18 protein-coding genes and 2 tRNA genes are annotated in these 22,279 nt (G+C 50.2%); 6 read left to right on the forward strand and 14 right to left on the reverse strand.

The genetic code is table 11. From position 1 onward, the window contains the following. The first annotated feature begins 323 nt into the window (after window positions 1-323). Window positions 324-872 (forward strand): hypothetical protein, encoded by a 549-nt coding sequence (locus BD_RS06610; RefSeq protein WP_041583505.1) that lies wholly within the window; start codon window positions 324-326, stop codon window positions 870-872. Next, complete coding sequence (locus BD_RS06615; RefSeq protein WP_011163947.1) at window positions 872-1,459, forward strand: TIR domain-containing protein; 588 nt, start codon at window positions 872-874, stop codon at window positions 1,457-1,459. Before BD_RS06610 ends, BD_RS06615 begins: the two co-directional genes overlap by 1 nt. Before the next feature lie 253 nt (window positions 1,460-1,712). Here BD_RS06615 and BD_RS06620 read toward each other — a convergent pair. The 5 genes from BD_RS06620 to BD_RS06640 all read right to left on the reverse strand — a co-directional run bounded on the left by BD_RS06620 (window position 1,713) and on the right by BD_RS06640 (window position 5,552). Further along, window positions 1,713-1,788, reverse strand: a tRNA-Glu gene (locus tag BD_RS06620). A gap of 27 nt (window positions 1,789-1,815) precedes the next feature. After that, window positions 1,816-1,891, reverse strand: a tRNA-Lys gene (locus BD_RS06625). A gap of 154 nt (window positions 1,892-2,045) precedes the next feature. Continuing rightward, complete coding sequence (locus tag BD_RS06630) at window positions 2,046-3,344, reverse strand: adenylosuccinate synthase (RefSeq protein ID WP_011163948.1); 1,299 nt, start codon at window positions 3,342-3,344, stop codon at window positions 2,046-2,048. A 61-nt stretch (window positions 3,345-3,405) separates the two neighbouring features. Continuing rightward, the gene (locus BD_RS06635) at window positions 3,406-4,392 is read right to left on the reverse strand and encodes a D-2-hydroxyacid dehydrogenase (RefSeq protein ID WP_011163949.1); all 987 of its coding nucleotides are present in this window, start codon (window positions 4,390-4,392) and stop codon (window positions 3,406-3,408) included. After that, window positions 4,389-5,552, reverse strand: a complete 1,164-nt coding sequence (locus tag BD_RS06640; protein WP_011163950.1) for a pyridoxal-phosphate-dependent aminotransferase family protein — start codon at window positions 5,550-5,552, stop codon at window positions 4,389-4,391. The genes BD_RS06635 and BD_RS06640 overlap by 4 nt, the downstream gene beginning before the upstream one ends. A 75-nt stretch (window positions 5,553-5,627) precedes the next feature. Here BD_RS06640 and BD_RS06645 point away from each other — a divergent pair, with 75 nt between their 5' ends. The 3 genes from BD_RS06645 (at window position 5,628) to BD_RS06655 (ending at window position 7,672) form a co-directional block, all read left to right on the forward strand. Beyond that, window positions 5,628-6,209, forward strand: a complete 582-nt coding sequence (locus BD_RS06645; protein WP_015090613.1) for an LptE family protein — start codon at window positions 5,628-5,630, stop codon at window positions 6,207-6,209. Between the two features lie 15 nt (window positions 6,210-6,224). Then, on the forward strand, window positions 6,225-7,235 hold the full coding sequence (gene holA, locus BD_RS06650; protein ID WP_011163952.1) for a DNA polymerase III subunit delta: 1,011 nt from the start codon (window positions 6,225-6,227) through the stop codon (window positions 7,233-7,235). 68 nt (window positions 7,236-7,303) lie between these two features. Next, on the forward strand, window positions 7,304-7,672 hold the full coding sequence (locus BD_RS06655) for a PilZ domain-containing protein (RefSeq protein WP_041583506.1): 369 nt from the start codon (window positions 7,304-7,306) through the stop codon (window positions 7,670-7,672). A 23-nt stretch (window positions 7,673-7,695) separates the two neighbouring features. On the opposite strand, the gene rpsT is transcribed toward BD_RS06655, so the two are convergent. Beyond that, window positions 7,696-7,959: a 30S ribosomal protein S20 gene (gene rpsT, locus BD_RS06660; RefSeq protein WP_011163955.1), complete on the reverse strand. Its 264-nt coding sequence runs from the start codon at window positions 7,957-7,959 to the stop codon at window positions 7,696-7,698. Between the two features lie 115 nt (window positions 7,960-8,074). Between rpsT and murJ the strand changes: the two genes are divergently transcribed. After that, window positions 8,075-9,583, forward strand: a complete 1,509-nt coding sequence (gene murJ / locus BD_RS06665; protein WP_231839304.1) for a murein biosynthesis integral membrane protein MurJ — start codon at window positions 8,075-8,077, stop codon at window positions 9,581-9,583. Here the strand turns inward: murJ and BD_RS06670 are convergent. From BD_RS06670 to BD_RS06705, 8 genes are all read right to left on the reverse strand, one after another. Continuing rightward, window positions 9,555-11,207, reverse strand: a complete 1,653-nt coding sequence (locus BD_RS06670; protein WP_041583507.1) for a HAMP domain-containing methyl-accepting chemotaxis protein — start codon at window positions 11,205-11,207, stop codon at window positions 9,555-9,557. The genes murJ and BD_RS06670 overlap by 29 nt on opposite strands. A 168-nt stretch (window positions 11,208-11,375) precedes the next feature. Further along, window positions 11,376-13,025 (reverse strand): methyl-accepting chemotaxis protein, encoded by a 1,650-nt coding sequence (locus BD_RS06675; RefSeq protein WP_041583508.1) that lies wholly within the window; start codon window positions 13,023-13,025, stop codon window positions 11,376-11,378. A gap of 188 nt (window positions 13,026-13,213) precedes the next feature. Next, window positions 13,214-13,867, reverse strand: a complete 654-nt coding sequence (locus BD_RS06680) for a hypothetical protein (RefSeq protein WP_011163959.1) — start codon at window positions 13,865-13,867, stop codon at window positions 13,214-13,216. Between the two features lie 16 nt (window positions 13,868-13,883). Then, window positions 13,884-16,013: a tetratricopeptide repeat protein gene (locus BD_RS06685; RefSeq protein ID WP_038448830.1), complete on the reverse strand. Its 2,130-nt coding sequence runs from the start codon at window positions 16,011-16,013 to the stop codon at window positions 13,884-13,886. A gap of 23 nt (window positions 16,014-16,036) precedes the next feature. Further along, a complete protein-coding gene (locus BD_RS06690; RefSeq protein WP_011163961.1) occupies window positions 16,037-16,801 on the reverse strand; it encodes an outer membrane beta-barrel domain-containing protein in 765 nt (254 codons plus the stop codon). A 15-nt stretch (window positions 16,802-16,816) separates the two neighbouring features. Continuing rightward, entirely contained in the window at window positions 16,817-18,283 is a 1,467-nt protein-coding gene (locus BD_RS06695) for an AgmX/PglI C-terminal domain-containing protein (protein ID WP_011163962.1), read from the reverse strand. Between the two features lie 15 nt (window positions 18,284-18,298). Further along, window positions 18,299-18,547, reverse strand: a complete 249-nt coding sequence (locus BD_RS06700) for a hypothetical protein (RefSeq protein WP_011163963.1) — start codon at window positions 18,545-18,547, stop codon at window positions 18,299-18,301. A 14-nt stretch (window positions 18,548-18,561) separates the two neighbouring features. Continuing rightward, window positions 18,562-22,275: a tetratricopeptide repeat protein gene (locus BD_RS06705; RefSeq protein WP_011163964.1), complete on the reverse strand. Its 3,714-nt coding sequence runs from the start codon at window positions 22,273-22,275 to the stop codon at window positions 18,562-18,564. Window positions 22,276-22,279: the final 4 nt, after the last annotated feature.

Consider the following 22,279-nt stretch of genomic DNA (forward strand, 5'->3'; position numbering starts at 1 on the left):
CTTTGCTTGAAACTCGCTGGGGTTCTGGGTTTGCGGTGGGGAGTGGGGCTCGTCGCATCACGCTCCTCGGGGCTTTGAAAAGTGGTTATGCCGCATTGTCTTGTAGAATTAGATACTTGTCAGGATATGGTCAACCGGAAAGCCATGCCCCGAGCACCCTTTAGGCAGGGCTTTCGGTTAAGCGATTTAGTTTTTTAAAAGCAGGCACCTTGACATTCCATGTAGAGCTCACATTTTTGCAAGGATGAGGGGGGCTTATCGGAACTCAGAACTATAAGGGACTTTTGTTTCATGCGGTCGACAGAAGTGTTCGTGTCGGCAGAATGCTTAACATCGTAGAACTACTAAAGGACCTTGCCGGATATTGCGTTGCTTCTCAGGGTATTGACGCAGTTATCAGTGCAAAAAGGGACGTTATTGAGCTTTATATGGTCTTTAAGTGGTTAACGTTGATCATGATGTGGGTATTCGGCTTGAACGGTTTTTGGTCTTCGGCTGTAGTTGCTTATCTAATTGCCCAAAATGTATTTACCTATTTTGACCATCATGTCTGGAGTGTCAGGGGTAATCTCGATGAAGACCGGATTAAAATGCGATTTGTGATGGTTCTGCAAGCCGTTGTCTTCAATGTCGTCTGTTTTTCATATCTGTTTGCGAATCAGTTTAATGGAGACTTCAACTGGGGATCTTTCTCTTCGTCAAACCCATTGATCCCATTGTCCTTTAGTTTCATGAACACGCTCAGCGGTGGAAGTTCGGTCGCGACACCGACAACTGCAGCAGGAGTTGTCCTTTTGGGACTTCAAGTGTTCACAACTTTTGTATTCCTCACCGTTATTTTAACCAAGGCTACGACTAAGGAAGGTGTGTAATGTACTACAGAGATCAAGTGTATGTTTGCTTTGATGCTGACGAGGACATGGATTACTATAGAACGATGAAGATGTGGGTCGGCAATAAGAACATCAATTTTGATTTTAATAATGCCCACGACCTTAACACTCTTCGTGACGGCAGCTCTGAAGAGACTATTAAAAGAAAGCTCAGAGAGCGAATGAACAATGCTGGCCTTCTTGTTGTACTTGTTGGCGAAAAAACTCGAAATCTCTATAAGTATGTACGTTGGGAAATCGAAATTGCGCTGAAAGACGGTATCCCAATTGTTGTTGCCAATTTGAATGGAAAAAGAAGCTTTGATGATCATCGCTGTCCAGCAATTTTGGACAATGAGCTCGCACTGCATGTTTCTTTTAACTCCAAGGTTATGCAGAAGGCATTCGACGAATGGCCAAGAGAGCACTACAAGTTTAAAGCTCAAGGAACGTCAGGAGACCGCTTTTTCGTTGACCAAGTTTATGAGCAGCTTGGATTAAACAAAACCCAAGCACAGCTAGAAGCGGAGCGTTTGAATTCGCTCCGGGATTATTTAGCAAGAAAAGGTCAGCCTTTTAGGTTCTAATTCTAGTGGGGCCTCGGTTTCGCGGGGGAGTGGGGCTCGTCGCATCACGCTCCTCGGGGCTTTGCCCTGCGCTTTTGCGCACCCTCGAGGTCGCATCCTGCGACGTCGATGAACCCCTGTGCCGGCGTTCGCCGCGTGCCGCGAGCTTTGTAGAATAGTTTTCGCCGGCGCTCTAAGTTCAAACCACTGGATGTCGATTGTAAAAATAAAAAACCCGAATCTTTCGATTCGGGTTTTTGATTTTTAGAAAAATTGGCGTTCCCAAGGGGATTTGAACCCCTGTATCCTCCGTGAAAGGGAGGTGTCCTAGGCCCCTAGACGATGGGAACGTTTAGAGAAAACAAACGAACTAAAAATGGTGGCTCGCGATGGATTCGAACCATCGACCCCTTCATTAAAAGTGAAGTGCTCTACCAGCTGAGCTAGCGAACCACTGTCCGTTTGAGGAAGTGCTAATTTGTAGTAAGAGGGGTCCAAAGTCAATACACTTTCTTGCAGTTTTTTAAAAATTTTTGCGAATTTTTGATAAAAAAAAGGCCTTTGCTCAAGCTCTGAGCAAAGGCCCCCTAAAAACCGCTAAATATGCTTAATTGTTGAACAAAGGCTTGACCCACAGTGTCTGTTCTCGGCCCGGTCCGACGGAAATTACGTCGATTGGTGTGCCCAATTGTGAGCCCAGGTAGTCAATGTAGTTCGTTGTTGGGCGCGGAAGATCCGAGAGTGTTTTCACTTTCGTCAAATCTTGTGTCCAACCTGGGATCCATTCGATCACTGGTTCCACTTTTTCAAGCTCATAAGGTGAAGTTGGCAGATCAGTGATGATTTCACCGTTCAATTTGTACGCTGTGCACACGCCGATACGATCGTGTCCTGTCAGTACATCCAATTTCATCATCGCTAGATTCGTAATGCCATTCACGCGGATCGCGTATTTCAACGCTACCAGATCCAACCAGCCGCAACGACGGCTTCTGCCGGTGGTGGAGCCAAACTCGTGGCCGTCGGCTTGAATCTTTTTGCCGATTTCATCGTTCAGCTCAGTCGGGAAGGGGCCGCTGCCCACGCGAGTGGTGTAGGCTTTGAACACGCCGATGACTTTCTGAACGCTCGCAGGGCCGATGCCGGCACTGGCGCAGGCGTTGGAAGCCAGAGTGGAAGAGCTCGTTACAAAAGGATATGTGCCGTGCAGGATGTCCAGCATCGTGCCTTGCGCGCCTTCGAACAGAACTCTTTTTCCGGACTTCAAACTTTTACTGATAAACAGCGAAGTGTCTTTCGTGCGGTATGGAGCCAGCTCTTCAGCCACGGCCAGAAGATCCTTGATCAGATCATCGGCTTTGAAAGTGGAGCCCTTGTAGTAGTTCTCCAGCATGAAGTTCTTTTCAGTCAGTGCCAGTTCCAGTTTCTTTTTCAGATTGTCTTTGTCGAAAAGATCACCGAACAAAATCGCGCGGCGGGAAGCGCGGTCTTCATAAGCCGGGCCGATGCCTTTGCCAGTGGTGCCGATCTTGCCGTCGCTCAGTGCGGCTTCACGAGCAGCGTCCAGAGCTTTATGGTATGGCAAAATCAAAGTTGCCGTATCAGAGATCAAAAGTTGTTTTGGGTTTTGCAAAAAGCCTGTGTCTTTCAGCTTTTTGATTTCATCACGGATCGAGAAAACATCGATCACGACACCGGAGGCGATCACACATGTTGTTTCCGGGCGCAGGATGCCGCTGGGAACAAGATGCAGAACGGTTTTTTGTCCGTTCACTACCAGGGTGTGGCCAGCATTGGCTCCGCCCTGATATCTCACAACCATGTCCGCTTTTTCAGCGAACACATCGATCAGTTTACCTTTACCTTCATCGCCCCATTGAGCACCGACAACAACAACGCCTGACATAATACGTACCTCTTAAAACAGACCCTAGAACTGTCTCTCAAAGAGGGGATATCAGGCAAGTTTATTCGCCCTTAAATGGAGCCGCCCCATACCAAGGGGCCCTTGGCGGGAGGGTGTCAGAGGTCGATCCGTCCACAAAAAAGGCCATAAGCTTATTAGCTGCAATCTGGGAGGCTTTAAAGAACGCGTCCTCTGTATTGGCTCCAATGTGCGGAGTCAAAACCAGGTTCGGGTATTTCAGCAAATTAGAGTTTCTGTTCAAGGGCTCTTTTTCGTACACGTCCAAACCCACCGAACGCAGCCAGCCTTTTTCCAGGGCTTCGCACAGATCGTTTTCGTTGATCACCGAACCACGTGACGTATTGATCAGGACGATGCCTCTGTGGATGTATTCAAACTGTGAGCGGTTCAGCATGTGTTCGGTTTCCAGGGTCTTTGGCACGTGGAAGCTGATCACGTCAGCGGTCTTCAGAACCTCTTCATAACTGAGGCGGGGAATGTGCAGGCGTTCAAAGACTTCGTCTTCTTGATAGGGATCATAGGCGACCACATTCATGCCGAAGGCTTGCGCCAGCTCTGCCACGCGGGATCCAATACGTCCCAAGCCCACGATGCCATAGTTTCTGCCAGCCAGTTCAATGCCGGTGATTTGATCGCGGTTCCATTCGCCGGCTTTCACCATCTTGTGCGCCGCTTGAATGTTGTTCACGCACGACAAAACCAAGCCCCAGGTTAACTGAGCGGCGGATTCGATGTTCGCCGTCGGCGTATGCATGACAGTCACGCCCCATTTTTGCGTGGCTTCGAGATCAATGTGATCAAAGCCGCTGGTGCAAGTCACGATCAGCTGCAACTGACGGGCTTTTTTCAAAAGTTCCTCGTCAATTTTGGTGCGACTGCGAATGATCAGGGCGTGGGCGCTGACCAGATGTTCCAGTGGCAGATGCTGGGGGTTGTCGCTGCGAACGACTTCAAATTGGCTGTGCTGTTGCAAATACAGGAAGCTGTCTTGGGCAAAGCGGTCGGTGATCAGGATTTTTTTCTTCACGGATTTTGCTCCAGCCAGTTTTTCGCCTCGGTCGTGATGTTGGAAATATGCTCCAACGACATAAAATCTGAATCAAAGTGGCGCAGGGTGTGCCCCAAGCACTCCACCAGACGAATCAGTTCGTGATCCTGAATGTAACCCATGTGTCCCACACGAATGATGCGGCCTTTGGCCTGATCCTGTCCGCCCATGATGGTGATGTTGTGAACTTCTTCCAGGTGCAGGCGGATTTTTTGTCCGTCCATCTGTGGTGGCACCAGCAACGCAGTCACCGAGTTGCTGGGGGACTGCGCATACAAAGTGAAGCCCAGCTTCAGACCAAAGATGCGGGTGAACTCCGCGCGGCGATGAATGTCGTGGAAAAGTTTTTCCAAGCCCTGCTGGGAAATCAGCGTCAGCACCACATCCAAAGCGCGGATCAAAGCGACGTTGGAAGAATAGAAAGTTTCACCGGCAGCATTGGCTTTTTTCTCTTTGCGGATATCAAAATAATATCTGGGGCATTTGGCGTCGGGGATGAATCTCCAGGCCTTCTTCGAAAAGGATAGCAGCGACAAACCTGTTGGCAGCATAAAGGCTTTTTGCGATCCGGCGACAATGCCGTCAATACCCCAGGCATCCATCGGCAGAGGGTACGCCCCCAATGCGGTGATGGCATCCACCAGGAACAAGGTGTCGGGATATTTTTGAGTGATTTTACCCAAAGCCTCAATCGGGTGGGCCACAGCGGTGCTGGTTTCGCACGCCTGGCAAAGCACGGCGCGGGTGTCAGGATTTTTCTGCAGCAGTTCTTCAACGTCAGAAACTTTGACGGCTTCACCCCAAGGAGCGTTGATGGTCAGAACTGAGGCGCCAAAATGCGCGGCCATATCAGCCCAGCGCTCGCCAAATTTGCCTGAAACAATGGCAATAACTTTGTCGCCGGGTGACAAGGTGTTGACCAGTAAAGCTTCCATCCCGCCAGAGCCGGTGGAGGTCAAAAGATAGACATCTTGTTCGGTTTGAAAAACAGTTTTGATCTGAGTCAGAACTTTCTTAAGGATTTTATCGAATTCCGGAGTGCGATGGTGAATCATCGGCAGTGCCAGCGCTTTGCGCACCTCAGGATGGATATTGACGGGGCCCGGAGCCAGCAAACTGTAATCGTCTTGAGTTGCCATATTTCTTCCTTGATTGCGTCGCGCAGTCACTATTTCTGTGATGACTTCCTGCTAATTTTATACTCAACTGGGGTCGTGGACGCAATATTTAAAGCTTTTCGCATCACTCTGATTCTGTCGCTGTTCCTCTCGGGATGTGCCTATCGCCTGGGCAGCGGGACGCGCAGTATTCCTGGCGGCTATAAGCAGATTTCTGTGCCCATTTTCAAAAATAAAACACAGGAAACCGGGATCGAAGTGGCGTTCACAAACACACTGATTCAGGAGTTCCAGCGCTCCCGAGTTGCCCGAATTGTGGACAATTCTTTGTCGGAAGTGGCAGTGATCGGGCAGATTGATTCTGTTCAGTATCTGCCGGGCGCCAAACGTGTGGCCGGAGACTCTTCCGCGCCTTATTTGCCTAATGGAACTGTCGTTGCGTCAGAGTATCGTATCTTGCTGAATGTGACGGTGAAAGTCGTGCGTCAGGCGGATGGGACTGAACTTTGGAGTGGGTCCTTCAGTGGAGAGAGAACATACGCAGCACCTCAGGTAACGCTGGCCGGTGTTAACTCCATAAATCCGCTTTACAATCTTTCTGCGCGAAGGCAGAACATTGACCTCATGGCTTATGACATTATGTCCGAAGCTCATGATCGTATTACCGAAAATTTCTAAAAGGATATTCAACTCGTGGCACTCATCGATGCGCAGAAATTCTATCGCGATCTTGAAAAAGGTCAGACTGCGCCGATGTATTTCCTTTTCGGGGAAGAGCCTTACCTGCTGAATCAATCCGTCGAGCGCTTCAAGTACGCGGTCCTGACCGAAGGCGCGGTGGATTTCAACTACAGCCTGTTCTATGCTTCCGATGCGGATGTGGTGTCGGTGCGTGATGCCGTTGAAACTTTGCCGATGATGGCTCAGCGCCGTTTGGTGATCCTAAAAGAAGCCCAGGAATTGACCGACAAGGAATGGGCCGAGCTGGAGCCTTTGCTTGAATCCCCGGTGGACAGCACCGTGTTTGTGATTCTGGCGTCCCGCGTGGACAAGCGCAAAAAACAGATCCGTCTTTTGCTCGACAAAGCCGACTGTGTTGAATTCAAAAAACCTTACGAAAATCAGATCCCTTCCTGGATCAACTACATCGCGCAATCCCTGGGTTTGACGATCAGTAACGATGCCATCTTGCTTTTGCATAAGCTGGTGGGTCATCACCTGACCGAAATCGAAGGGGAGCTTAAAAAACTGGGCGAATTCGTGGGCGAGCGTCGTATTGAAGTGGCAGATGTGGCTCAGGCCGTGTCTCGCTCGAAGGAAGAAAACGTTTTTGATTTCACCAAAGCCATCGGCGAAAACGACCGTGTAAAGGCTTTGGAGCTTTTGGTTCACTTGCTGGATCAGGGGCAGAACGAGATCGGGATCGTGTCTTTGGTGGCCCGCCACGTGCGTATCCTGCTGACTTTGAAGCGGGGAATGGAAGAGGGCCTGCACGGCGCGAAGCTCGCGCATTTTGCCCAGGTGCCGCCTTATTTCCTGGAAAGCTATCTGGATCAAGCCCGACTTTGGACTGCTAAAAAGCTGGAACAAACCCTGGTGGTTCTGTCTGAGACAGACAAGGCTTTGAAGTCCTCACCATTGTCCAGTCACATCTGGCTGGAGAATCTTGTTTTAAAGACCTGCGGCACTCAATACGCCATGTGAACTATTCCAGCGAAGCTGGAGTGCAGACAATTTCAAGTTGATAGCTGAATAGACCGATAAGCTTTGTGATGAACAAAGCCAATCCTGCATTTGAAGACAAAGGTTATTTCCGCCGCCAGTATCCGCGACGTGCGATGAAGCGCAAAGTGGGCATTCTGTGCGATGGGGTGTATTTTGTGTGTGAATCCGGAGAGGTGGGTGAAGGTGGGATGTCCATCGTCACCGAGTACGTTCTGACCGAGGGCCACGAGGTGGTCGTCAGCTTCCAGGTGCCAGCCGGGGACTTTGTATTCCTTCGCGGCGTGGTTCGTTCAACGCAAAAAAAAGAGGGTGACCATAAAGTCACCCACGGATTGAGCTTCAATCAGATTGCGTTCTCTACAAAACGACAAATTCGCGCCTTTGTATCAGCGCGAACCGACTCAGAACTCAATTAAAAACCGATTTTTATCTTTTCAGACTACTTCGTTGCAGAAGCGCGAGTAGAAAGACGGCTGATCTTGCGGGATGCAGTTTCTTTCTTGATAACGCCAGTTTTTGCAGCTTTCATTACTTGAGAAGAGAAGTTCTTCAACAATTCAGGAAGAGCTTTCAGATCTTTAGCTTCGATAGCTTTAACAAGTTTTTTCTCAGCTGTTTTAACAGTGCTTTTGCGAGCGTTGTTAACAGCAGTTTTACGGATAGACTGACGAGCTCTTTTTGCTGCAGACTTATGATTTGCCAAGGGATAACCTCCACAGTAACTTTTATAGACGAACCAAAGGGATTAACATAGGGTGTCTCACGAAGCAAGTGGATTAAAAGAAGATCGCAAAAAGGTCCTCAAAAGCGCCTTTTTAATGGCCTCCGGGACATTAACTAGCCGCATCCTTGGGCTTTTCCGCGATATAGCCCTGGGGGCTTTGTTCGACCGGGCGGTCACTGACGCTTGGACGGCCGCTTTCCGCATCCCCAATCTGTTCCGCCGCTTATTCGGGGAAGGCTCCCTGGCTGTGAGTTTTATTCCCGTTTTCATGCAAACACAATCGGAAGATCCCACCGGGGATCGTGCCCGGAATTTAGCCAATGCCTTTTATTCGCTGCTTTTGGTGTTTTTAGGGGTTTTGACCCTGCTGGGGATCGTTTATGTCGAGCCTCTTTTCCGGCTGATTCTTTCTTCGGATTATGCCTTGGATGCCGCCAAGTGGGAACTGACCCTGCGCATGGGGCGGATCATGTTTGGGTTTGTGTTCTTTGTCTGCACCTATGCCTTCTATATGGGGATTCTGAATGCCCTGGGCAGTTTTGGGCTGCCCGCGCTGGCGCCGGCGCTTTTAAATGTCTCTATGCTGGTGTTCACCTTTATGCCGCCGCAGTGGTTTGCGGTGCACGGAGACGGCCTGGCGTGGGGAGTGTTGATCGGAGGGCTGTTGCAGGCGCTGTTATTGGCAGTGGCTTTAAAGCAGCGAAACTATCTGCCACGACTGCAGAAGACGTTGTGGACTCCGGAAGTCAAAGCCGTGGTGCGGGGGATGTTGCCGGGGCTGATCGGCATGGGGCTTTTGCAGTTTTCGACTTTGGTGAATCTGTACTTTGCCAGCTCCCTTCCTGAAGGTTCGATTTCTTATATTTACTGGGCCGACCGTTTGCTGGAGCTTCCATTGTCGTTGATTTCAGTCAGCATCGGGGCCGCGCTGCTGCCAACGTTGAGTGACTTTGCCAATCGGGGACTGAAAGAAAAGTTCCAGGAAACGGCCGAAGAAAGTTTTCTGATGAATCTGTTCCTGGCATGGCCCGCAGCGCTGGGGCTTTATATTTTGGCCGAGCCCATCATTGAGGTGCTATTCTTGCGTGGCAAGTTCACCGTGCAGGATGTGCAAATGACGGCAGCGATTTTGCGCATTTATGCTGTCAGTTTGTTGCTGGTGTCGTGCAGTCGTGTGCTGATGCCGCTGTATTATTCCGTAAAGAACACGAAAGTTCCCATGGTGCTGGCGTTGGTGTCTTTGGCGGTGCATGTGTCGCTGGCTCCGGTGTTGATGCGACAGTGGGGGCTTGAAGGGCTGATGATTTCCGGCGTGGTTGCGGCATTAATAAATGCCGTATTGCTGATGGGGCTTTTGAAGAAGTATTCCCCGGGAATCAGAATGTCCGTGCTGCTTCGTCCGGCGCTGAAGTTTGTGCTGGCGGGGGCGGGGATGGTGATTTCTTTGCAGGCATATGAACTGCTGATGGCTCAAACAGGAAGAGGGCTGCAGATGCTGGCCCTCTTTGTCACAATCCTGTTGGCGGTTGTCGCCTATTTCGGTCTGGCTTACGTTTTGGGTTGCGAGCAGATTTCTAGAATCCGTCGGTCGTCCCAACCTTAGCTCTTTCGTCGTCATCAAATGGAATCACATCCTGAGAAGCGGACTTTTTCGGAGCCGCAGCCTTCATTGGAATCACATTGGATTTTTTCGGTTTCGGCATGAAGGATGTTTTCGCTTTGGCTTTGACCGGAGCTTCTGCCGCAGCAGAGGCTTTGGATACCTCGCTGCTGCCCAGGATCACTTCGTTCAGTTCCACAGTCAGGTTCAGGGAAGTGGTTGCCAGATTGTTGATCTCTCCGCTGGTCGCTGCAATTTCTTCTGCTGAAGCCGCGTTGCTTTGTGCGGCCTGATCCAACTGGTTCATGGCTTTACCGATTTGTTGAATACCGGTGGTCTGCTCAGAGCTGGCCGCCGCGATTTCGTTGTTCAGATCCGCAACTTTTTTGATGGAGTTCACGATGTTGGTCAGAACGGCACCGGACTTGTCCGCAGTAGCACTGCCTTCTTCGATCTGAGATACGGAATCTTTGATCAGGGAAGAGATGTCCTTAGCGGACGCCGCACTTCTTTGAGCCAAAGTTCTGACGGCCTCTGCGACCACAGCAAAACCTTTGCCTTGTTCACCGGCACGGGCAGCTTCCACAGCCGCATTCAGAGCCAGCAGATTTGTCTGGAAGGCAATATCATCGATCACATGAATGATCTCTTCGATCTTTTTGGAAGACTGAGAAATGGAGGTCATGGATGTGATCAGGTTCTGGATTTCTTTTTCACCCTGTTCAGCAGAATCACGCGAGCTTGCAGACAAAGCCGCCGCTTGTTTCGCGTTGTCCGAGTTCATTTGCACCATGGAGGTCATTTCTTCCAGGGCGGCGACAGTTTCTTCAAGAGAGGCAGCCGCCTCAGTCGAAGACTGGGACAATGAATTGCCGGCTTCGTTCAATTGTTCAACTGCAGAAGCCACCTGGCCACCGGCTGTTGTCAGACGGTCAGCGACAGAACCCACGGCGTTTGAAATGCGTGCGGCAATCCACAAGAGCACGGCAAACACAATCACACCTGTGGCAGCTGAAACCAGATAGATCAGATTTTTAACATAAGCTTCAGTCGAATTGGCTTCGATGACGCCGTCTTTGGCCATCTTTGCGTAGATGTCTGTGACGGCGCTATTCCAGGCGCGCACGGATTTGCCGATTTCATTGTAACGGCCATCCAGCAGGACTTCGGCTTCTTTCACTTTGGCGGGGTCTGCAGAACGAATCAAGGCGATAACCTTTTCCATGGAAGCATAGTATTCCGGGAAAAGAGGCTTGGCAGTTTGGTAAGCCTTGTCTTCTTCCGGTGTTCTTGGAATCGGATCATAAGTTTCCTGGGCCTTGCGGAATTCGTCCATGCCTTCGGTGGCGGTCTTTAGATAGGACGTCAATTTTTCAGGCTCATCAATATGTTCCATCGCTGCCCAAGCACCGTATTGGAATTTGTTGCCCGCCTGGCGCATTTCACCAACCATATCGAAGGTGGGGATAACTTGTTCGTTGGCGACATCCAAAAGGTGAACCACACTTGTGATCCCGTTGATGGCGATGGAGCCTAGAATCGCAAAGCCAATCATGGGCATGAAAGCAGCCATCAACAACTTTCCTTTAATACCTTTGAACCATCCTGATAATTTGAAATCTGACATATGTAGGGTCTCCGTAAAATTCTTCATGGTTTTTTAACAGATAATTATTCGGAATTTGCAATAGTACTTCGTAGTCCAGAATTTCTAATACGAGAAATGGGGGAGAAAAATGAAAAACCCCCTCCTAAGTCGAGGGGGCTGTTAACAAATCTTGATGTGTTTGCAGGTCTAGAATCCGTCTGTTGTTCCAACCTTTGCACGGTCGTCTTCATCAAACGGAATCATATCCTGAGATTCTTTGCGTGCAGGTGTCGCCTTCATCGCAATCACATTGCTCTTTTTGGACGTGGGCTTTGCAAAAGTCGGCACCTTTTTAGAAGTCTTGGCCGGGGATGCTGCCGGAGCGTCGACCATCACCGAGCCGCCGCCCAGGATGATCGTGTTCAGATCTACGGTCAGGTTCTGATTGGTTGCTGCCAGGCCGTTGATCTCACCGCTGGTGGCCGCGATCTCTTCCGCGGAGGCCGCATTGCTTTGAGCCGCCTGATCCAGTTGATTCATGGCTTTGCTGATTTGCTGGATGCCTGTGGTCTGTTCAGAGCTGGCCGCTGCAATTTCATTGTTCAGGTCAGAAACCTTCTTGATTGAGTTCACGATGTTGGCCAGAACCGCCCCGGACTTGTCGGCAATCTCGCTGCCTGTGTCGATCTGGGAAACGGAGTCTTTGATCAAAGAGGAGATGTCCTTGGCTGAGGCCGCACTTCTTTGTGCCAGAGCGCGAACCGCTTCGGCCACAACGGCGAAACCTTTGCCCTGTTCACCGGCGCGAGCCGCTTCGACCGCCGCATTCAGAGCCAGCAGGTTCGTCTGGAAGGCGATATCGTCAATCACCGAGATGATCTCTTCGATTTTTTTCGACGACTGAGAGATTTCGGTCATGGAGTGGATCAGGGACTGGATTTCTTTTTCGCCATGTTCCGCCGAATCACGAGAGCTCGCGGACAGCGCCGCTGCCTGTTTGGCGTTGTCCGAGTTCATCTGCACCATGGAGCTCATCTCTTCAAGGGCTGCCACGGTTTCTTCCAACGAGGCCGCCGCTTCGGTGGAGCTTTGTGATAAAGAGTTTCCGGCTTCGTTCAGCTGTTCCACTGCAGAAGCCACCTGGCCACCAGCGGTGGACAGACGGGAGGCGATGGAGCTGACAGAGTTGGAAATGCGCGCCGCAATCCAAAGCAGGATCGCCAGAATGGAGATTGTGGAAGCCAGGGTCACAAACAGCGTCAGGTTGTTGATGCGAGTCACGGCTTCATCCGCCGCTTTGTCATCATCCGCTGCGGCCTGGTTGTAGTACTTCATGGATTCAGAACTCATCTTGTGCATGATGGTGCCGATTTCCCAAAGACGTCCGTCCAACTGGCTTTCTGCCAGAGCAAAGCCTTCAGGAGTGCCAGTGCTGATTTCTTCAATGACCAGCATCAGCAGTTTTTCATATTCGGCACGGACCTGCTTGGCTGGTTCGAAGGCCTTTTCCATTTCTGGAGTGAAGGGGGTTGAGGCGTACAGATCCATTGCCGAGGTGAATTCTTTGACAGCCTCTTTGGCGATTGCCAGGCGCTCTTGGCGCTTGGCTTCGGTTTTCACGCTCATCGCTGCAAAAACCTGATAGCCGTATTTATTGCGGGCCTGGCGCATTTCGGCCAGAGCCTGCAGATTCGGAATGATGTTTTTGTGGGAGTTTTCAAGATAGGCTTCAAACCCTTTCATTCCCTGATAAGAAATGGCATAGACGATTCCAAACCCGATGACGGGCATGGCCGCTGCGATCAAAAGTTTTCCCTTAATTCCTCTGAACCAGGAACCAATTCCGGTGGGGTTCATTCTTTCTCCTTTTATTTAGTTAGCTAAAGAAATATTGACCGAGAATTGTTCGGACTTCTTAATCCTGGGGTGGAGTCTAGATTTTTACCTGGTTTGCAAGAAAAGAGGATGAACGTCGGGACAAAGAAAAAGGGACTCTTCCGCGAGGAAGAAGTCCCTGGGTGGTTCTTGAATTTAAATGTGACGGATTACTTCACTTCAGCCAAAGAGTTGTAGCTGTCGCTGATCTTCTGCTGTCGTTCGACCTCTTTGCTCCAGCGTTTGACTTCGCCTTGATAGCCGCGCTGTTTGGCTTTCCATTCGTTCTCTTCGCTGGCCAGGCCACGAAGCTTCTGGTTCACCTGTTCGTTCTGCTCTTTCAAAGTAGAGGCGCGGGAATTCCAGATCTTCTTTTCTTCCGTCAGCTGGGACATCTGCAACTGATAGTCGTTGATGTTCAGCTCACGCTTTTTCTGGTTTTCCTTGATCTTGGCAATCATGGCCTCCAGTTCCGCGATCTTCTGGCTTTCCTGGGCCATTTTGTTTTTCTCTTCATTGATCAGGCCCTGAATTTCTTTTTCCTGACCGCTGATGCGGCCCATGGCCTGATTGTTTTCTTCAGCCTGCTGGTGAACCTGCTTTTGCTGGTTTTCCACCTGGGATTTGGCTTTGGCCACTTCGGACAGGTTTCCTTCCACGGTTTTCAGGTTCTTTTCGTATTCCTGAAGATTGGTTTTTGAGTTGTTCAGATTGCCTTTGATTTTCTCAAGGCCGTCTTTGGCGGAATTCTGCGCCATTGCGGTTGTGCCAAGACTCATCAAAACACCTAGGGACAAAGTCGTCATTGCTTTAGCGAATTTCATCTTGAAAATCCTTTCCTTATTGTTCAGACAAGCCGGCCACGCTGCCGTCCTGACCTTCTTGGGCACAAACATTTTTCAAAGAAGAACGATAGTGACCCACTTCGTCCTCCCAGATTTCACCTTTAAACTTCCAGTTCAGGGATTTCTCCTTTTGAACTTTCAGTTCTGGACGCTCTTTTTCGTTGATCTCGCCACCAGCCATTTGATAGCGGATGTGTTCACCGGCGCCAGAATACAGTTCGTACTGCAGAACATCGTTCTGATCCAGAACCTTGTCCAGACCTGCCAGCATCTCGTCAAAACGGCCTTTCAAAGCCTGGGACGCCTGGGCGCGCAGGACGGTTTTTTCTTTTTCAATACGGGCCATGCCGGTCGCACGCAGATTCTTGATGGAAGTGCGGGCTTTCTTCGCGATGTGGAACTGGATGCGATAGCTCAGCAGTTTCTGCTCGGCCTTTTGAACTGCCGCCACGGTGGAGGCCGAAGGGCTGTCGCCTTTCAGACCACGTTTCGCGTCAGCCAGTTCTTTGTTGGCTTCGTTTTGTTTGGCAATCAGCTCACGCTCTTTTTTTACCAAAGTCAGAGCGATGCGGTTGAATTTCACGATCTCGTCTTCATAGGCGTTGATCTGCTTTTGCACACTCATGTAAGCCGGGTGCCGCGCCAGTTCCACGATGAAGGAACGTGGCAGACCGTCAACTTCCTTAAGGTCCGAGTTTTTCAACCAGCCTTTCACAGTTTCATAGTACGCAGAAGAATCCTTGTGGGAAGTGCTGTAGGCAGCCAGTTTCTGCTTCCAAGGGGCATACTTCTTTTTCATTTCGTTCAGCACCTGCACACCGTCACCGTATTGGCACAGGTTCAGGTAACCCACCGTGCGAACCACATAGGATTCCGGAGAGAAGGCATTTTTGAAGAAGTCCGTGTGCAGAGAGAACATATTCCCCGCGGCCCCTTCATAGTCCTCACCCAGAATCTGAGTCCACGCACTTTCCACCATGGCCTGCAGCCACAGAGGATTGGATTTGTCGACTTTCAGGTAAGATTGGAAAGCCTCTTTGTACTGGGACTTCTGGAACTGCATGCGCGCCAGGGTCAAAGCACCCACAGAACGCAGCTGGGATGTCTTGTCAGCATCTGTCGCGGTCATCAGTTTTTCCAGATAAATGGTGGCTTCCTCAACCTTACCCTGGCGATAGTTGAACAGGGCATTCAGCAGCAAAGCCTCCGGATAACGCGGGGACTTTTCGCCGATAAAGATCAAAGCATCTTCCATCAGGCCCAGTTGGCCTTTGTCAGAATAATATTTTGCACGGGTGATCTGGTAGTCATCATTTTTGGTGATGTCCATTTCGTGTTTGATCACCAGAGGATCAATCAAAGCGATGTCGGACGTTTCCAGTGTATTGATGTTCTGAACCAGGGCTTCCGTGGCTTTCTGCTGCCATTCTTTGGATTTGGTCTCTTGCGCCACCTGAATCATGTACTGGCGGAATTCTGAGTTCAACCCCAGGCCCTTGGCTGTCATGGCATAGTGGTACAAAGCCTCGATACGGTGTTCCGGGTCCTCGATCAGTTCCGAGAACAAGCCCATCGCCAGCTCATAGTTTTTCTGGATTTCCAGGAAGATCAAAGCCTGCAGCAGTTTGTAGTCATTCGGCTGTATGTCTTCCAGCTTTGCCAGTTGCACCAGAGGATCCTGGGTCACAGGCTCTGCCACCGGATTCAGGATTTTCACATCCGGAATCTTGTTAAAGGCATCGGCAGTCGTCAGGGACTTGGCCGGGTTCACCACGTCGTTGTAAGGCTTCAGCACAAAGTCAATGGCCACTGGAGACTCACGACGGCGGGTTTCCTTCAAAGTGACTTCGCGGGAGGCGGGGAGACGCAGCGGGCTCATTTCAGAGGCCTGCACTTCGCGTTCTTCACCGACATCCAGCAAAGGGATGTTTTTAACCTTGAAGACCTCGACTTTGCCTTTCACGACTTTCTTTTGATAAACATCAAAAGTCGGGACCAGACTGGATTTGACCTTCAGGCTGGCAGCCGCCGGACGGCCGCCTTTTTTGACTTTCAGTGCAGGCTCAGCCAAAGCCGTGCCGCACAGAAATGGAATAGTAATTAGAATGCTTAAAGACTTGTTCATAAATCCCCCCACCCTGGAGAAAATTAATGCCAGTACGTGATACCAATCATCAGTGATGTATCGTTGATTGTTTCACTGCCCAGATCACGCTGACCGCCCACAACCGTACCGCCCACGTTCGTGCCGGGCGCATAGTACTTCATTTTTTCCTGAGTGGACCAGGTGTTGACCAAATCCGCTCTGATGGCAAAGTGCTCAGAGAAGAAGATCTGCTGGAACACGCCCAGTTTATAGGCCATGGTGTCTTTGGAGACATTGCCTTCGAACTGGGTGATTTCATAGTTCAGTGACCCCACACCGAACGAGATCCCCATGTCGAAATAGATAATGGCCTTGTCGACCACGCTCATTTTCGCATAGAACGGCACCCAGATACCGGAAAGGAAGTAGGACGACTTAAATACGTTGTGGTCCGGAATCACACCATAGGTGTCAACGAATTGTTTCACCGCATCGTTGTCTTTCAGGCTGGCTGAATTGTAGGTTCCTTCAAGACCCCAGCGCTCATTGAAGAAATATCCCAGGCTTGCACCAGCGATAGTTCCTGTGCTGTAGGGGTCATTGAATGGAATACCCGCAGCACCAGTCAGATAAAAACGCTCCGCTTTCACGTAACGTCTGTTCTGAACGACACTGAAGTCGTCGTCTTTGGCTGCCCAGTATTTCTGCTCCAGCTTTTTGATGTCCAGCTTGTCGCTGCCGCGTTGATCAGCTTTGCTGTCTGCCGCTTGCTGTGCAAATGCCTGAGATGCCGTCAGGATGAACATTAGAACTGTCTTCTTCAACATGATATAACCCCCGCCTTAGTTTGTACTTTTGAATAAGAATGGATAAGTCACTAGCACGCGTGTTCCCCCCTGTGGAGCAGGAAACTTCCACGCGGCAACCCTATTCAATATACATCCCTCAACGGTTGCGTTCTTAAGTGTTGTGTCACCAATGAGCTGCTGTTCCACCTGACCGGATGGACCGATCGTGAATTTCACAGCAACCTTACCGAACAGATCCGGCTTGGCACTCAGTTGTCTTTCATAGCAATACAAGATCTGACCCAGTTTGGATTTGATGTACTGAGCGATGATTTCGCGGTCCAGACCGCCGGTGATTTCACCTTCCTCTTCGATCAGACCCACGCCGCCGGAACCAGTACCCCCAGCAGCCAATCCACCCATGCTGGAGGCACTGCTGCCTCCGCCGCGACCGACGGTGCCAACGCCACCACCTGTGGCAGAGCCTTCACGGCCCCAGTCACGACCGGAGCGTTCCATGCTGCCAACAGCAGCCAAGGCACGGCCAGAAGCACCGGAACCTGCTTTAACACCCGTGGCGATCACCACGTTGCCACTGCGTGCGGCTTGTGCGGAGACTTTTCCCAAAAGCTGGGAAATGCGTCCACCGGAAATGGATTTCATCATTTTTGAAACTTTGCTGCCACCAGTTGGCATTTCTGCCGTTTTCTGGTTGGCGGCAGGAGCCTGTTCCTTCACAACAACCTGCTGGGCAGGAGCCGCTTCCGCTTTTTTGCGTTTGGGTTTGATTTCGGTTTTAACGATAATTTTTTGCGCCGCTTTTGGCGGAGCCGCAACAACCTCAAGCTCCTGGGACTTCGGCGCAAACAGGCCCACAGTCACCAGGAACAAGGCTGCACCCAGAATAATGAACACACCTTTTTTGGATTCTTCATCCATCAGTTGGTCTGTGGAAAGGCGGGCCATGCGGGCCGCGTCTTCCAAAGACACGGTTCTTTGTTTCACTTCAAGGTCGCCGACCATTTGTTTGTGCCATTCCTGGGAAGGCACGCAAGGCACCACTGTTGGAGTCAGTGCCATGGAAGGTTTGAATTTTTTATTCATTGGCAGGATCTTGGTTTCAAGAACCTGATCGTTCTGCTTCACGATGTAAAGCTGGAACTGCTTGCCGGCTTCACGTTGTTCTTTACCGGCTTTTTCCAGACGCAGATAAAGATCCGCTTCTTTCACCACCGGAGTGAACACCAGAGTGCATTCTCCCAGAGTCAGGGATTTTTCCTGATCCAGGCGCAGAGCCGGGGAGCCTTTGGCGGAAGCACTGGTGTTCATGTCCATATCGACATACCACCAGGCGCCATCGCGGTACTCAAACAGACCCTGGATGCCCTTGGAATCCGGTGCGATGGAGATAACATCGGCCAGACGGGAGGACCCGAAGGTGTGGGTTGTGTTGCTGGATCTCAATTTCCAAGTTTTCGCCGTCCCATCTTTCAGGGATTGACGCACAATCAACGTGAGCATGTGTTACCTCATGAATTAATTATTCAAGTAGAGAGCTGATTCGCGGATGCGGCCGTCCATATCTTTTTGCACATCGTAAAGAGGCATAAACTTGATGCCTCTTTTCTGCACAAGATAGGCGCCGTCAGGGTTCCGAATCGTTCCCTTAAGGTTCATGTCACCGAAATTGACTTCCTGGACTTTACGGACTGTTCTTTGTTTGGCAAAGCCAGCCGATGTTCCCAAGAGAATGAAAGCAACCATCGCTGTGATGATAGTTTTCACTTGTACCCTCCATACTACAAGTCTCCCGAGATAACGTGCTGACCGACTTTGTTTTGATTTTTCAAATACTGTATTTTCTTACCCAACCAGTCGCGCATTTCCAATTGCTGACTGGCTTTAAATGCTCTTTCATAAGAATCCAGCGCAAGCGTTGGACTCTGTTTGTAGGTCTCAAACAAGTGAGCCTGTTGCAGAAGGAAATCTGTGTTGTCTTTCTTGCTGCCAAGCAGGTCTTTCACCACGCTCAGTGCTTTATCGACTTCACCCTTCTGGGCGTAAGCTTCACTCATCAGAGTGCCCACGTTCAAAGTATACAACTGATCTTTAGAGATTGCAGACAAATTTTCAATTGCCTTCGTAAAATCTCCCTCTGAGAAAGCCTTCACTCCTGCGAAAGTTTTCATTTCCGTCGAAGCCATTTGCATGTCTAAAACTTTATCGAAAAACGGCATCGCGGAATTCATGCCGTCTTCTTTGTAAAGCAGACGGGCTTTTTGGTATACGTAAGGCGCGGCTTCAGGCTGGGCTTTCAACGCGGCATCGATCATCCACATCGCCTTGTCGTTATAACCGCGCGCATCCGCGCCCACGCTGGCATAGAACAGACCCAAAGCGCGCGTGTCTTTGTTCTTCGCAAGTTCCAGCCCCAGTTTTTCAACCATTTCGTACTGTCTAGAATAATAACAATTTCCTGCAACTTCGAGGGCGTTCACGTTGGCCAGCTGGCCGGTCAGAATTGCGCTTCTGTTGCAAGCTTTCGGAGTGCGAGTCTCAAAACGAGACACCTTGCCGATGGTCATGTCAGAAGATGCCGGCAGGTAAGCCGTCATTTTTTCCGCAGCAGGGTATTGCGCCATTGGCGGAACTGTCTGATCCACTCGGATAGAGGCAAAACTGCGTTCGTTGGTTGCAGCTTGACCTTTGGCGGCCGCCAGAACTTTCAGTTTGGCTTCGTTTTCATTTTTCTTGTCCTGGATCGGGGCTGTCAGTTTGGCAATTTCGCCACGCAGGACTTCTTGATCCTCCGGGGACAAAGAAGCTGGCAATGGCATGTTCGTCAAGCTGCTGATGAAGTTGTCATAACAGCGGTCAATACCGCGCATGGCTTCCAACTGCTGGAACGGATCTTTGGACATTTTCAGAGTGGTGTAATAAGCAGTGTGGGCCTTGTCCAGTTTCTCGGTTTTCATGGAAAGCACCATCGCGAACTTTTCTTCGCGGGCTTTCACACTTTGCGCCACCAGTTCTTTTTCCAGGATGCGGGCCTGGATCAGACGGGCTTCGGCACGAACTTCCGGAGCCACATCACGGCCGTTGGCTTTCATCGCCAGGTCAAAGGCAGCCGTGGTTTTACCGGTATCCAGCAAAGCTTTCGCGCGATCGATCATGATCTGAGTCGTGTACGGCTCAAGACCCTTTGCCAGAATCTGATTCTGGATTTTTTCCAGCTCCGCAGAGCGGGGCTCGGCCTTATAGGAATCCATCAACTTGCCATAGATACGCTGCAGAGTTTTGTTGTCAGCCCCGTTCAGAATATTCATGTAAGCGGCGCGGGCTTCCTTATTTTTCTTTTCAAGAATATAGATGTCCGCTGCCAGCTCCAGGTGAGTGTTGCGGTTTTTCTTGTCCAGATCCGCAATCTTCAGCAGAGTCTCTGCAGATTTGGAAATCTGACCGACATCCGCATAAGCCTTGGCAGCCTCTTTCAATGCGTCAAGATTGCGTTTGTCTTCCGGATGCTTCTGCACGAACTTCATGGAAGCTTCCGCAGCATCATAGATGCGGCCTTCGCTGTATTGCAGACTCAGCGCCTGCCACAAGGCATCCTGGGACAGTTTGGAACCTTCGTGTTCTTTGGCGAAAGCCATCAGCTTTTCAGAAGCCTGGTTTTTATCACCGGTTTTGGCGAATTCCTGAATTTCAGTGAAATGCGCCTCTTCCATGATTTTATTCATGCTTTTCTTGCGGCCTTCATCAGCGCTGGAAGCCATGACTTTTTTGGAGAAGTCCTTGATACCCGCATAATCTTTGCGAATATTGAGCATATCCAGGATCAGGTCCTCAGATTTCTTTTTGATTTCTGCATTGTCAGCACCTTTCAGAGCTGCCAGCGGCGTCAGCCACTTTTCCGCTTCTGGATAGTTTGCCTCTTCGTAAGCGATGTGACCGATTTTGAATTTGATCAAAGTCGCAAACTTGCCAGTCGGGTGCTTGGCCAGATAGTTGGCAGCAAGCTCTTTGCGTTCAGCTTCCTTAAGTGGATCTTTTTTCTTTTCGATGCTTTTTTCTTTGGCATACAGGGCCGCATAGTTCGCATCGTGTTTCATGACCGGCTCAGCGGACTTGTCGCCAACCATTTTGTACTGAACACTGGCGTCGTCATATTTTTGCAACTGGAACAGCAGTTCCGCGTAAGCAAAACGGGTTTTCAGGTCCGGTTTTGTTGGATCCTCGTTTTCCAGGATCAGTTTGAACAACTGCTGGGTCAGGTCCGAGAACTCCATGTTCTGTTTGTTCTTAAGCCAGATCTCCCACCATTTTTTCGCCATGTCGAGGCTGGTGTGACGGAAGCCTTCCACGCAGGAAGTTTCCAGCACGTCTGTTTTCTGCATGCCTCTCCAAGCCGAGTCCTTTTTACAAAGATCTGAAGCGTATTGCAGGTGGTTGATGACCTTGTCACGTCTTTTCAATGTTTCGTTGGCTTCCACCAGGAACAGGTGAGAGCGCACCACATCCGGACCCATCGAACGTTTGTCGATGTACTCTTCCAGGAAGATGTTCATCTCTTTCTGACGGGAGTGGGATTCATAAAGTTTCGCCAGGTCGATCATGGACTGACCCAGTTCCTCTTCGGTCGCAAGGTCCTCAAAGAACGAGTAAAGTTTGTTTGCTGGGTAAGAGTCCCCAATGAACACCGTCAGGTCACGCATGGCCTCACGACGCAGGTTGTGACGGTTGGTTGGAACTTCGCCATCCTGTAGTGGCGGATTGGATTTCACAACCTGAACCAGTTTCTTGATGCCGTTTTCGCTGTCACGCATGTTGTAATAAGCCCAAGCGGCCTTGTACATACCGTAGGAATAAACACGGCTGTTCGGGAATTTTTCCACGCGCAGGAAGTGCTCCAGTGCCTGGGCGAATTTGCCCTGGTCATAAAGCAATTCACCGATGGCAAGTGTACCATCGGCAATCAGCGGGGATTTTGGGAATTGAGTCAGAAGTTTATTGTAGAGAATCTCAGACACCTTGTACTGTGCAATCTGCTGATTGGCGAAGGCGTTGTTGAAATAAACCGCGTCCATTTGTTTAAAGCGCGGAAACTCCATTTCAATTTTCGTGTAAATTTTAATCGCGCGTTTGATGGCTTCGGCGCCGCGTTCGTTCGGCACCGGGAACGGCGAAAGCTTCATCAGGGGAGTGTCCTGATGAAGGTCAAAGAAGCGGCCGGACTTGGAGCGTCTCATGTACAGCTCCGCCAGGCGGTACCACAGATCAGCTTCGTTCTTGGCACCTTTGTTTTTTTTGATAATGACTTGCAGGGACTCAATAGCTCTGTTTTCAGAGCGAGTGATCATGATCTCGCTGCTGAAGGCCTTTTTCTCGTTATCGCTTTCACTGCCCTGGGTCATGCTGACTTCTGGAAGAAGCCCTTTGGTGTTTTTGTCGGCGGCAAAACAGTAATGAGAGAACAGATGAAATGCTAGAAGCAGAACTATTGTGCGAATCATAAAC

It is taken from the genome of Bdellovibrio bacteriovorus HD100, assembly GCF_000196175.1.
Taxonomy (GTDB): Bacteria; Bdellovibrionota; Bdellovibrionia; order Bdellovibrionales; family Bdellovibrionaceae; genus Bdellovibrio; species Bdellovibrio bacteriovorus.